General features: G+C 62.9%; 10 protein-coding genes. 2 read left to right on the top strand and 8 right to left on the bottom strand.

From position 1 onward, the window contains the following. Positions 1-33 precede the first annotated feature (33 nt). The 7 genes from AB7933_RS14145 to urtA form a co-directional block, all read right to left on the bottom strand. The gene (locus tag AB7933_RS14145) at positions 34-1,872 is read right to left on the bottom strand and encodes an amidohydrolase (RefSeq protein ID WP_024074872.1); all 1,839 of its coding nucleotides are present in this window, start codon (positions 1,870-1,872) and stop codon (positions 34-36) included. Continuing rightward, on the bottom strand, positions 1,869-2,459 hold the full coding sequence (locus AB7933_RS14140; RefSeq protein WP_024074871.1) for an antibiotic biosynthesis monooxygenase: 591 nt from the start codon (positions 2,457-2,459) through the stop codon (positions 1,869-1,871). Before AB7933_RS14140 ends, AB7933_RS14145 begins: the two co-directional genes overlap by 4 nt. A 108-nt stretch (positions 2,460-2,567) precedes the next feature. Further along, positions 2,568-3,257: an urea ABC transporter ATP-binding subunit UrtE gene (gene urtE / locus AB7933_RS14135; protein WP_024074870.1), complete on the bottom strand. Its 690-nt coding sequence runs from the start codon at positions 3,255-3,257 to the stop codon at positions 2,568-2,570. Positions 3,258-3,267: 10 nt separating this feature from the next. Beyond that, on the bottom strand, positions 3,268-4,026 hold the full coding sequence (urtD, locus tag AB7933_RS14130; RefSeq protein WP_024074869.1) for an urea ABC transporter ATP-binding protein UrtD: 759 nt from the start codon (positions 4,024-4,026) through the stop codon (positions 3,268-3,270). Beyond that, a complete protein-coding gene (urtC, locus tag AB7933_RS14125; protein ID WP_024074868.1) occupies positions 4,023-5,183 on the bottom strand; it encodes an urea ABC transporter permease subunit UrtC in 1,161 nt (386 codons plus the stop codon). The genes urtD and urtC overlap by 4 nt, the downstream gene beginning before the upstream one ends. A 10-nt stretch (positions 5,184-5,193) precedes the next feature. Then, on the bottom strand, positions 5,194-6,111 hold the full coding sequence (urtB, locus tag AB7933_RS14120; protein WP_024074867.1) for an urea ABC transporter permease subunit UrtB: 918 nt from the start codon (positions 6,109-6,111) through the stop codon (positions 5,194-5,196). 186 nt (positions 6,112-6,297) lie between these two features. Continuing rightward, positions 6,298-7,506: an urea ABC transporter substrate-binding protein gene (urtA, locus tag AB7933_RS14115; protein ID WP_024074866.1), complete on the bottom strand. Its 1,209-nt coding sequence runs from the start codon at positions 7,504-7,506 to the stop codon at positions 6,298-6,300. Positions 7,507-7,818: 312 nt separating this feature from the next. Here urtA and AB7933_RS14110 point away from each other — a divergent pair, with 312 nt between their 5' ends. Continuing rightward, positions 7,819-11,202 (top strand): ATP-binding protein, encoded by a 3,384-nt coding sequence (locus AB7933_RS14110; RefSeq protein WP_024074865.1) that lies wholly within the window; start codon positions 7,819-7,821, stop codon positions 11,200-11,202. Then, positions 11,177-11,842 (top strand): response regulator, encoded by a 666-nt coding sequence (locus AB7933_RS14105; RefSeq protein WP_024074864.1) that lies wholly within the window; start codon positions 11,177-11,179, stop codon positions 11,840-11,842. Before AB7933_RS14110 ends, AB7933_RS14105 begins: the two co-directional genes overlap by 26 nt. Before the next feature lie 266 nt (positions 11,843-12,108). Here the strand turns inward: AB7933_RS14105 and AB7933_RS14100 are convergent, their stop codons facing one another. Continuing rightward, positions 12,109-12,939 (bottom strand): IclR family transcriptional regulator, encoded by an 831-nt coding sequence (locus AB7933_RS14100; protein WP_024074863.1) that lies wholly within the window; start codon positions 12,937-12,939, stop codon positions 12,109-12,111. Positions 12,940-13,041: the final 102 nt, after the last annotated feature.

Here is a 13,041-nt window from a genome sequence, read left to right as displayed (position 1 = left end):
AGTTGCTCCTGTTTGTCGAAAGAGGCGAGTTGATTAAAAGGCAAAGCAAGAACAGCCAAACGCCCCCCAGAAACCCTGGAAGTCGCTGACCGGCACGCTGGAAAGGCGCGCCTTTTCGTGGCTATGGGAATGCACGCCACAGGGGCCGCTGCACTGGTGGACCTGAGCTTGCAACGGCGAAGACGGACGCCAGTGCCCTGGCACCTTGACCACCGGCGACCAGTCCGGCAGCACCGGTACGCGCGGTGGCGCGAAACCTTCGAAGTCGCCGGCGCCGTACACCACCTTGCCGCCGACCACGGTGAGCACCGATTCGATCCATTTGATGGCTTCTTCATCGACGCTGAAAAAATCCGCCGACAGCGCGGCGACGTCCGCCAACTGGCCGACCTTGATCTGGCCCTTCTTGCCCTGCTCGGACGAGAACCAGGCGCTGCCGTGGGTGAACAGCTCCAGCGCGGTCAGGCGTGGCAAGCCTTCGGCATGCAGCTCCAGGCCGCCGACGGTACGCCCGCTGACCATCCAGTACAGCGAGGTCCACGGGTTGTAGCTCGACACCCGCGTGGCATCGGTGCCCGCGCCCACCGGCACGCCTTCGGCCAGCATGCGTTTGATCGGCGGCGTGGCTTCGGCGGCCTTGGCACCGTAGCGCTCGACAAAGTACTCACCCTGGAACGCCATGCGGTCCTGGATCGCAATGCCGCCACCCAGGGCGCGTACGCGCTCGATGTTTTTCGGGGTGATGGTTTCGGCATGGTCGAAGAACCATGGCAGGCCATTGAACGGAATATCGCGGTTGACCTTCTCGAACACGTCGAGCATGCGCGAGATCGATTCGTCATAGGTGGCGTGCAGGCGGAACGGCCAGCGCTGCTCCACCAAGTGACGCACCACCGGTTCCAACTCCTGCTCCATGGTCAGCGGCAGGTCCGGGCGCGGTTCGAGGAAGTCTTCGAAATCCGCCGCGGAGAACACCAGCATCTCGCCAGCGCCGTTGTGGCGCAGGTAGTCGTCGCCCTGGTGCAGGGTGACGCTGCCGGTCCAGTTCTTGAAATCGCTGAGCTCTTCCTTGGGCTTCTGGGTGAACAGGTTGTAGGCGATGCGCACCGTCAGCTGTTCATCCTTGGCCAGTTGCTCGATCACCGCGTAGTCATCGGGGTAGTTCTGGAAACCGCCACCGGCGTCGATCGCACTGGTGAGGCCCAGGCGATTGAGTTCACGCATGAACTGGCGGGTCGAGTTGACCTGGTATTCCAGGGGCAGTTTCGGGCCCTTGGCCAGGGTCGAATACAGAATCATCGCGTTGGGCCGCGCCACCAGCATGCCGGTGGGGTTGCCTTGGCTGTCACGCACAATCTCGCCACCCGGCGGGTTCGGCGTGTCCTTGGTGTAGCCGGCCACGCGCAGGGCGGCGCGGTTGAGCAAGGCGCGGTCATACAGGTGCAGCACGAACACCGGGGTGTCCGGCGCGGCCTGGTTGAGCTCTTCCAGGGTCGGCATGCGCTTTTCGGCGAACTGGAATTCGTTCCAGCCACCGACCACGCGCACCCATTGTGGCGTGGGGGTGCGGTCGGCCTGCTCCTTGAGCATGCGCAGGGCATCGGCCAGGGATGGCACGCCTTCCCAGCGCAGTTCGAGGTTATAGTTCAGCCCGCCCCGGATCAGGTGCAGGTGCGAGTCGTTAAGGCCGGGGATCACGGTACGCCCCTTGAGGTCGATGACCTGGGTACCGCTGCCGCGCAGGGCCATGGCCTCACCGTCAGTGCCGACGGCGACGAAGCGCCCCTCGCGAATGGCGACGGCGGTTGCGCGCGGGTTTTCACGGTCCACGGTGTGGAACTGGCCATTGAACAGAATCAGATCGGCGTTCATAGGGTTTCCTTTACAGAGGCTTCAAGCCAGGGAGCGAACAGGCGGGTAGCCGCCGGCATCAGCAGGTAGACCACCAACAGGACGATGGTCAGGGTGACCAGGAAGGTGGAGACCACGTAGTTGGACAGGAACGGGTGCAGACGCAGGATCGGCCCCCAGATAAACGGCAACAGCAAGGTCTGCGGCAAAATCACACACAGGCTGACCACCGCCTGCTTCCAGCGCGGCGGCTTGGCGGCGCTGTCGGCCAGGGGCGTGAACCAGAACTCGTTGGCCGCGCCGATTTCAGTCTGGTCGCCGTCGGCCAGCATCGGCGCAGCTTCAGCGATCAGCTGTTTGCGTTGGGGGGAGTCGAGCCACTGCTCCAGCGCAGCGGTGGTGCCATAGCGCAGTACGCAGGTGAACAGCGCCAGGCCGCCCTGCTTGCTGCGCACTACGTCTACACCGAGGTGGCCGGGGCGCTCGCCGGCGATGCGCACGATGCGCCGCAGCCAGGCTTCGTAGTCGGCTTCAAGGCCTGGCTTGATGCGGTGTTTGACGACCAGGGTGACGACTTCGTCAGGGCTGGTCTTGGGTGTCGGGTCCATGGTGTCTTCCCCCCTGGAACGTTGAGCGATGGGGGAAGTGTGGCGCTATCGGGCAGGGGAAAATTGCATGTACGTGCTGTCTATGCGGCGGCCCTGGGACCGCCCTCGTCACACCGACAGGTAGCGACTGATGGTCGCCTCGTCCACTCGATCACGGGTCTCTTCGATCACAAAGCGGCCCTTCTCGATCACCAGGAAACGGTCGGCGATCTCCAGGGTGAAGGACAGCACCTGCTCCGACACCACGATGGTCAGGTCGCGCAGGTTGCGGATTTCCTTCAGCGTGCGTGCAATGTCCTTGATGATCGACGGCTGGATGCCCTCGGTCGGTTCATCCAGCAGCAACACCTTGGGGTTGGTCGCCAAGGCCCGCGCGATCGCCAACTGCTGTTGCTGCCCGCCCGACAGGTTGCCGCCCTTGCGCGACTGCATGTCGTAGAGCACCGGGAACAGCGCATACAAGTCCTCCGGCACCTTGCCTCGGGCCGAGGCCGGCAGGCCGGTCTGGATGTTTTCCAGCACGCTCATGCTGGGGAAAATCATGCGGCCCTGGGGCACATAGGCAATGCCCCGCGCTACCCGCTCATGGGTTTCCAGCGCCGACACCTCATGGCCGTCCACACTGACCTGGCCCTGCCACTGCGGCAGGATGCCCATCAGGCTCTTGAACAGGGTGGTCTTGCCCATGCCGTTGCGGCCCATCACCGCGACGATCTCGCGCTTGGCCACGTGCAGGTCCAGGTCGTGGAGGATCTGGCTCTGCCCGTAGCCGCAGGACAACTGGTCGATCTTGAACATGCGCGGCTCCTCAGTGGCCCAGATACACTTCGATGACTTTCGGATTGCTTTGCACCGACTCCATGCTGCCCTCGGCCAGGACCTTGCCCTGGTGCAGCACCGTGACCTTGTGGGCAATGCTCTTGACGAATTCCATGTCGTGCTCGATCACCAGCACCGAACGGCCCTGGCTGATGCGGTTGAGCAGCTCGGCGGTCTGCGCGCGCTCGTTGACGCTCATGCCCGCCACCGGTTCATCGAGCATCAGCAGCTCGGGGTCCTGCATCAGCAGCATGCCGATCTCCAACCACTGCTTTTGCCCGTGGGACAGCAGGTCGGCCTGTTGTTGCAACAGGTCGCCGAGGAAGATCTCCCGCGCCACCTCTTGCACCCGTGCGATCACCTGGGCGTTGCGCTTGAAGAACAGCGCGCCCCACACCTTGCGCCCGGCCGGGTAGGACATCTCGAGGTTTTCGAAGACGGTGAGGTTTTCGTAGATCGACGGGTTCTGGAACTTGCGCCCCACGCCTGCGCGCACGATGTTGTACTCGCGCATCTTGGTCAGTTCCTGGCCATCGAACTGGATGCTGCCACTGGTGGCGCGGGTCTTGCCGCAGATCAGGTCCAGTACCGTGGTCTTGCCCGCGCCATTGGGGCCGATCACCACGCGCACTTCGTTGCGGTCGATATACAGGTTGAGGTTGTCGACCGCCTTGAAGCCGTCGAAGGACACCGTCAGGCCCTCGATGGCCAGCACCGGTTTGTTCATTTCAAAGCCAACGGCGGTCATGGTTGGGTCTCCAGGATCTTGCTTTCAGCCTTGGGTCTGGCCTTGGGGGCCACGGCTTTCATCGGCGGTGGGCGGCGCAGCAGCTTGGCCAGCGCCTGGCGCCCGTGGCTGTCCCACAACCCGGCCAGGCCATTGGGGAAGTACATGACCACGGCGATAAACAACCCGCCCATCAGGTACAGCCACAACTCGGGGAAGGACTCGGAGAAATAGGTCTTGCCGTAGTTCACCAGCAGCGCGCCATACACCGCGCCGAGCAGCGACATGCGCCCGCCCACCGCCGCGAAGATCACCATCTCGATCGACGGCACGATGCCGACGAACGACGGCGACATAAAGCCTACCTGCAAGGCAAACATCGCCCCGCCGATGGCCGAGAACGCCGCCGCCACACAGAACACGAAGATCTTGAAGCTGGCCACGTCATAACCGGAGAAACGCACGCGCTCTTCCTTGTCGCGCATCGCCATCAACAGCCGGCCCAGCTTGGAGGCGAGGATAAAGCGGCCAATGAAGATGCAACCGAACAGCAAGCCGGCGTTGATGAAGTACAGCAGCATTTTTGCGCTGTCGGTGCGCAGGTCCCAGCCGAGCAGGGTCTTGAGGTCGGTGATGCCGTTGACGCCACCGGTCAGGCCTTGCTGGCCGACGATCAGCACCGTGAGGATCAGCGCAATCGCCTGGGTGACGATGGAAAAGTACACATCGCCCACGCGCCGCTTGAACAGCGCCATGCCGATGATAAAGGCCAGCAGCACCGGCACCGCGATCACCGCCACCAGGGTGAAACTGAAGCTGTGGAACGGCTGCCACAGCCAGGGCAATTCGGTGATCTGGTTCCAGTCCATAAAGTCCGGAATGCCGGGGGTGGACTGAATCTTGGTGCTCTGCGGGTCGGAGGCCTCCAGCTTGAGGAACATCGCCATGCAATAGCCGCCAACGCCAAAGAACACGCCCTGCCCCAGGCTGAGAATGCCGCCATAGCCCCAGCACAGCACCAGCCCCACCGCGACGAACGCGTAGGTCAGGTACTTGCCGACCATGTTCAGCCGGAACGCATCCAGGGTCAGGGGAAACACCACCAGGATCAACAGCGCCAACAGCACGATGCCGATCAGGTTTTGCTGGCCGCCCAGCAGCTTGTCTAAAGCCTTCATCTGCTCGCCTCTACTTGCGCACTTTGATGGAGAACAACCCTTGCGGGCGCAGCATCAGGATCAGAATCACCGACGACAAGGTCAGTACCTTGGCCATCGAGCCACTCAGGAAAAACTCCGACAGCGATTGGGTCTGGGCGATCACGAACGCCGAGGCGATCGTGCCGAACAGGCTTTGCGCGCCGCCGAACACCACCACCAGGAAGGTGTCGACGATGTACTGCGAGCCCGCTGTGGGGCCGGTGGAGCCGATGGTGGTGAACGCCGCACCGGCCACCCCGGCCACGCCACAGCCGAGGGCGAAGGTCATGCGGTCGACCTTGCGTGTGTTGATGCCCACCGCGCGGCTCATCAAGCGGTTCTGCACCGTGGCGCGCACCTGCAGGCCCCAGCGCGAGCGGTACAGCATCAGGAAGATCGCACCGGTCAGCAGCAGGGTCAGGCCCATCATGAACAGGCCGTTGCGCGGGATCTCGATGGCGTCGGTGAAGTTCACCGAGCCCATCAACCAGGCCGGTGGTTCAGCGCTGACCTCACGGGCGCCGAACACCGAACGGAAGGTTTGCTGCATCACCAGGGACAGGCCCCAGGTCGCCAGCAAGGTGTCCAGCGGGCGCTTGTACAAGCGGCTGATCATCGCCCATTCCACCAGCCAGCCAACGGCGCCGGCAACGAGGAACGACAGGGCGATGGCGAAGAAGAAGTAATAGGGCTGGAAACTCGGCGCAAAGTGCGCGGTGAGGCTGGAACACACGTAGGTGGTGTAGGCACCGATCGTCAGGAATTCACCATGGGCCATGTTGATCACGCCCATCTGCCCGAAAATGATCGCCAGCCCCAATGCCATCAACAGCAGCACGCAGAACACGGACAAGCCGTTGAACCCCTGCATCGCCGCGATGGCTCCAAATTCCGATAGCCATTCCATGATGATGGTCTCCTGAGAGCGGGAGGTGATAGTTGGAATGCGATGTGCTTTTGCTCTATGTGGGAGGGGGCTTGCCCCCGATAGCGGTGGTTCAGTTATAGAAATGTCGACTGACACTCCGCCATCGGGGGCAAGTCGAATCGTCGCACCGCCCCTCCCACATTTAGATCTCTTTATGCCTGAGGGTTATTGGTAACCCTTTGGAAACGGGTTCGGCTCGATCAGATCCGATTCGTAGATCACCTTGAACTGCCCGTTCGGCTGCACTTCACCGATACGCGACTTGCTCCACAGGTGATGGTTTTCGTGGATCTTCACGTAGCCTTCCGGCGCGGTTTTCAGCTCGATGCCCGGGGAGGCGGCGACGACTTTGTCCACGTCGAAACTGCCGGCCTTCTCCACCGCCGCTTTCCACAGCCAAGGGCCGAGGTAGGCCGCCTGGGTCACGTCGCCGATCACCGCGTCCTTGCCGTACTTGGCCTTGAAAGCTTCGACGAAGGCTTTGTTGTTGGGGTTGTCCAGGCTCTGGAAGTACTTCATCGAGGCATAGAAGCCGGCCATGTTTTCGCCGCCGATGCCGAGCAGTTCGTCTTCGGTGACCGACAGGGTCAGCAGGGTTTGCTTGGACGCGTTCACACCCGCCGCGTTGAGCTGTTTGTAGAACGCCACGTTGGAACCGCCCACCACTGCGGCAAAGACCACATCCGGTTTTTTCAGCTTGACCTTGTTGATCAGCGAGCCGAACTGGGTGTTGCCCAGCGGGTAGTAGTCTTCGCCGACCACGGTACCGTGCAGCACATTTTCAATGTGCTTGCGCGCGATCTTCATCGACGTGCGCGGCCAGATGTAGTCGGAGCCGACCAGGTAGAACGTTTTGGCGCCCTTGGTCTTGGCGATCCAGTCGAGGCTGGCGAGGATTTGCTGGGTGGCTTCCTGCCCGGTGTAGATCACGTTTTTCGACTGTTCCAGGCCCTCGTAGAAGGTCGGGTAGTAGAGCAAGCCATTTTCTTTCTCGAAGATCGGCAGCACCGCTTTACGCGAGGCCGAGGTCCAGCAACCGAACACCGCAGCCACCTTGTCGTTGACCAGCAGTTTCTTGGCTTTTTCAGCGAAGGTCGGCCAGTCGGACGCGCCGTCTTCCTGGATCACTTTGATCTGCCGTCCCAGAATCCCGCCCGAGGCGTTGATCTGCTCGATGGCCAGGCGCTCGGCCTGGATCGAGCCAGTCTCGGAAATCGCCATGGTGCCGGTGGCCGAGTGCAACTGGCCGACAGTGACTTCGGTAGGCGTCACGGCCAAGCCTTCGTTATCGGCCAGCACGCCCTGGCTGAACAGCGCGGCCGCCAGCAATGACAGGGCCAACAGCGGTTTGGAGCGGATCAATCGTGGTTCCATGGGGCGACTCCTCTGCAATGAGGGCTCCAGCATGGCGGCAGCCGACCCACGCGGGTATACGCAGCCTGACGTAACGGGATACGTCATTTGACGTATGCCACTGCGCACCAATGCAGGGCAGGATCGCGTCCGCCCAGCCACCGCTGACCAATGTGGGAGGGGGCTTGCCCCCGATAGCGCCGGGTCAGCGAACAAATAAGTGACTGACACTCCCTCATCGGGGGCAAGCCCCCTCCCACATTTGACTCGCAGCGCCCGCGAGGGCATGGAACTTGCTCACTCCCTTCGTCCACCCTGCGGAGCCTCCCCACCGTGCAATCCCCTCCCGGCACCCAGCGCATCGTCAAGATCCGCCGCGACTACAACACCTGGGTCGCCGACGAGACCATGGAAGACTATGCCCTGCGCTACACGCCCAAATCCTTTCGCAAATGGTCGGAGCTGCGCATTGCCAACACCGCCCTGGGCGCGGTGTCGTTCCTCGCATTGGAAGCCATCGGTGGTGTATTGGCCCTGAGCTACGGCTTCACCAACACTTTCTGGGCGATCCTTGCCATCAGCCTGGTGGTCTTCCTGACCGGCCTGCCCATCAGCTACTACGCGGCGCGCTACGGCGTGGACATGGACCTGCTGACCCGTGGAGCCGGCTTCGGTTATATCGGCTCGACCATCACCTCCCTGATCTACGCCAGCTTCACCTTCCTGTTCTTCGCCCTGGAAGCGGCGATCATGGCCCTGGCCCTGGAGTTGTATTTCCATATACCGCTGGCCTTTGCCTATGTGATCTGCTCGTTGCTGGTGATCCCGCTGGTGGCCTACGGCGTGACCCTGATCAGCCGCCTGCAACTGTGGACGCAACCGTTGTGGCTGCTGTTGCTGGTGCTGCCGTACGGCTTCGTGTGGTGGAAAAACCCCGATGCCTTCAGCGACTGGACCAGTTTTGTCGGGCGCAGCGGCGATGGCGGCGGTTTCAACCTGTTGGCGTTCTGCGCCGCCTGTACCGTGGCGCTGTCGCTGGTGACGCAGATCGGCGAACAGGTGGACTACCTGCGCTTCCTGCCGGAAAAAACCGCGGCCAACCGCAAGCGCTGGTGGGCCGCCCTGCTCTGCTCCGGCCCCGGCTGGATTATCCCGGGCGCGTTGAAGATGTTTGGCGGGGCGTTCCTGGCCTTTCTCGCCCTGCAACATGAAATCCCCATGGAGCGCGCCGCCGAGCCGACCCAGATGTACCTGGTCGCCTTCCGCTATGTGTTCAGCTCGCCGGAATGGGCCCTCGGCGCAATGGTGCTGTTCGTGTTCATTTCACAGATGAAGATCAACCTGACCAACGCCTACGCCGGCTCCCTGGCCTGGTCGAATTTCTTCGCCCGCGTGACCCACAGCCACCCTGGGCGCGTGGTGTGGCTGGTGTTCAACGTGGCGATCGCGCTGATGCTGATGGAGCTGGGCGTGTTCGATGTGATCGACCAGGTGCTGGGCTTGTACGCCAATATTGCGATTGCCTGGATCGGCACGTTGGTGGCCGACCTGGTGATCAATAAACCCTTGGGGCTGTCACCCAAACATATCGAGTTCAAGCGCGCGCATCTGTACGACATCAACCCGGTGGGCGTCGGCTCGATGCTGATTGCCTCGCTGCTGTCGATCCTCGCCCACTTCGGCCTGTTTGGCGCCCTGGCACAGGCGGCGCCGCCCTTCGTGGCGCTGGGCACGGCATTGATCATGGCGCCCCTGTTGGCCTGGCTGACGAAGGGCAAGTACTACATCGCGCGCAGCAGCGACGTGCGCTTGATTCACCCGGTTGCACCGGCGACCCATGCCGTGTGCGGGCTGTGCAGTAACCCGTTCGAGACCGCCGACATGGCGTTCTGCCCGGCCTACAGCACGCCGATCTGCTCGTTGTGTTGCTCGCTGGATGCGCGCTGTGGCGACCGCTGCAAACCCCATGCGCGATTGGTCAGCCAGTTCGAAGGCGTGTTGCGCTGGTTGCTGCCCAACACGCTGATGCCGCGTCTGCATACGCGGCTGGCCCATTACCTGGGGCTGCTGTTGGTCCTGGTGTTGCTGCTCGCCGGCGCCTTGGCCTTGATCTACGTGCAGGCCGCCCAAGGGTTGCCGCATTCGGAGACGTTGTACCAGGCGTTCTTCAAGGCGTTCCTCACCCTCTCGGTGCTGGCCGCCGTGCTCGCCTGGTGGGTGGTGCTGACCCGCGAAAGCCGCCGCGTCGCCCAGCAGGAATCCGACCGCCAGACCCTGTTGCTGATGCAGGAAATCGACGCCCACAGCCTCACCGACCAGGCCCTGCAACAGGCCAAGGAAGCCTCGGAAGCGGCCAACGCCGCCAAAAGCCGCTACGTCACCGGCTTGTCCCACGAACTGCGCACGCCGCTCAACAGCATCCTCGGTTTCACCCAGATCCTGCAGCGTGACAGCGCCATGCCCGAGCAGCACCAGGACGCGCTGGCGACCATCCTGCGCAGTGGCTCGCACTTGCTGTCGCTGATCGATGGCCTGCTCGATGTGGCGAAGATCGAGGCCGGCAAGCTGCGCCTGGAGCTGACGGAAATCCCCTTCCCCGAACTGATCCACGACCTGGAGCAGATGTTCACCCCCCAGGCCCAGGACAAGGGCCTGCGCTTTCGCCTGGACTGCGTGGGCAAGATCCCGGCGGTGGTGCGCGGCGATGAAAAACGCGTGCGCCAGATCCTGATCAACCTGCTGGGCAACGCGGTGAATTTCACCGACAGCGGCGAAGTGTGCCTGCGGGTCAGCTACATGCGCGAGACGGCTAATTTTGAAATCATCGACACCGGTATCGGTATTGATCCGGGGCAGATCGAGCGGATTTTCCAGCCGTTCGAGCGCGGCGACCTGATGCGCCAGGACAACGGCGTGGGCCTGGGGCTGACCATTACGCGCATGCTCACTGCCTTGATGGGTGGCGAATTACGCGTGACCAGCGAGCTGGACAAGGGCACCTGCTTCCAGGTGCGGCTGTTCCTGTCGCAAGTGCGCGCGCCGCAAGCGGTGGTGCATGTGGAACACGACATCATCGGCTATCAAGGCGAGCGCCGACGCATCCTGGTGGTGGACGACCATGTGGACCACCGCAAGGTGCTCAGCGGCATGCTCACGCCGTTGGGCTTCGAGGTGATCCAGGCGAGCAACGGCCAGGACGCCATTCGCCAGGTGGCGTTGCTGGCGCCGGACCTGATCCTGATGGACCTGTCGATGCCGACCCTGGACGGCTGGGAGACCAGCCGGCTGATCCGGCGCAATGCGCTGTCCACCGCGCCGATCATCGTGATTTCGGCCAACGCGTTTACCGACGATCGCGAACGCAGCATCGCCGCCGCCTGCAACGACTACCTGGCCAAGCCAGTGCGTACCCCGGAGCTGCTCGGGTGCCTGCAACAGCACCTGGGCTTGCAGTGGGTACGGCGTACCAAGAGCCTGGTCCCGCCGCCGCCACCCAGCGTGCTGCCCAGCGCCGACGACCTCGCGGTACTCGCCGAACTCAGCGCCATTGGCTATGTGCGTGGCCTGCACGAAAAACTCGACACGATCCTTGCCCAGCGCCCCGACGTAGAGCCGTTCATCACTCAAGTCCGCGGGCTGCTCAAGGGTTTTCGCCTGGATGAACTCAACCGAACCCTCAAGGAGGCCGAAGATGAATGCTCTCACCCGCAGCACTGAACCTGGCGTGGTGCTGATCGTCGACGACACGCCGGACAACCTGGCGATGCTCTCCGACGCCCTCGACGACGCCGGCTACATGGTGCTGGTGGCCCTCGATGGCCTCAGCGCGCTGAACCGCGTGCAACGCCGGCGCCCCGATCTGATCCTGCTGGACGCGATGATGCCGGGCCTGGACGGTTTCGAAACCTGCCGCCGGCTCAAGGCAATGCCGGCCAGCGCGGATATCCCGGTGGTGTTCATGACCGGGCTGACCGACAGCAAGCATGTTGTGCAAGGCTTCGAGGTCGGTGGCAGCGACTACGTGACCAAGCCGATCCAGACCGACGAAGTACTGGCGCGGGTGGCGGCGCACTTGCGCACCTCACGCATCCTGATGTCTGCACGGGCGGCGACGCAACCGAGTGCGTTGACCCTGGAGGATGAGCCGGCGCACCGGCTGTTGTCCGCCAGGTTCCAACTGACCGAGCGTGAGGTGGAGGTGTTGCGCTGGGTCGCGTGCGGCAAGACCAACCGGGATATTGGCGATATCCTGGGGTTGAGCCCGCGCACGGTGAACAAGCACCTGGAGCATGTGTATGTGAAGTTGGGAGTGGAGACCCGCACCGCCGCTACGTCAGTGGCGTTAGCGGCAATCTGATGTGGAAGGTCCCGCCAAATCTGCGGTCCCCCTGTGGCTGTGGCGAGCGGGCTTGCCCCGCGTTGGGCTGCGAAGCAGCCCCAATAAGGCCGCCGCATTCCTTCTGGTAGAACCGGGAGCCTGGTTTCAGGGCCGCTTCGCGCCCCAACGCGGGGCAAGCCCGCTCGCCACAGTTAGCCCGTCTGCCATAACAGCCCACATGCCACAACAGTCCGCTCGGCACTGAAGTGCGGTTCCCCCAGGGGATCTTCATTGCCGGGAATAAGTTAACCGCCGAAGGTTTGTGAAGGCCGGCGCAATGTCGGGTCAAACGGGTTGATCCTGGGACCGATCGCCGCCGCTTCGCGTTTCAACAATTCCACCACCATCGGCAACCGGCTCGGCCCCAGGCGATCGCTGATGGTCGCCACGCTCAATGCCGCCACCGCATGCCCGTCCCGGTTGAGGATCGGTACCGCCAGGCCCGCCATGCCTTCCAGCACCCCGGTGTTGCGCGCCGCATAGCCCAGGTTGCGCACGTTCTCCACCTCCGAACGCAACAGCACCTCGTCATACAGGTGGAAGTCCTTGAGCCGTGGCAAGTTGTAGCGGATCACCGTCTCGCGCTCTTCTTCCGGCAGGAATGCCAGGATGGCCAGGCTGCCCTGCCCCACGCCCAATGCCACGCGCCCGCCGATGTCGCCGGTGAAGGTGCGGATCGGGTACGGGCCCTCGCTGCGGTCCAGGCAGATCGCGTCAAAGCCGCTGCGCGCCAGCAAAAACAATGAGTCGCCCAAGGACGCGCTCAAGCGCAGCATGCTCGGGCGCACCAGGTCGCGCAGGTTGCCGGTCTTGCCCGCGTTCGCCGCCAAGGCGAAGAACTCCAGGCTCAGGCGATAACGTTTGCTGCGCGCGTCCTGTTCGACCATGCCTTCGTCCATCAGGCTGCGCAGCAGGCGGTGGGTGGTGGGCTGGGATAGGCCGACCTGTTGGGCGAGTTGGGTGACGCGCTCACCACCTTCCGGCACCTCACCCAGGGTACGCAGCAACGCGAACAGACGGGACACCCCGCCCGCCCCTACTTCCTTACTGTCGTTATTCCGCTCAGTGGAATCCATAACACGCTATCTCATGAGTAATTCTGTTCAGTGAATAAATCTTAAAATAATTGCTCACCCAGTGAAATTCCATCTTCCGCCCATCCTAGTCTTCGTCCTAAT

It is taken from the genome of Pseudomonas gorinensis (genome assembly GCF_042015035.1).
Taxonomy (GTDB): Bacteria; Pseudomonadota; Gammaproteobacteria; order Pseudomonadales; family Pseudomonadaceae; genus Aquipseudomonas; species Aquipseudomonas gorinensis.
The sequence above is the reverse complement of the archived record's forward strand: the minus strand, read 5'-3'. Positions and strand labels throughout refer to the sequence as shown.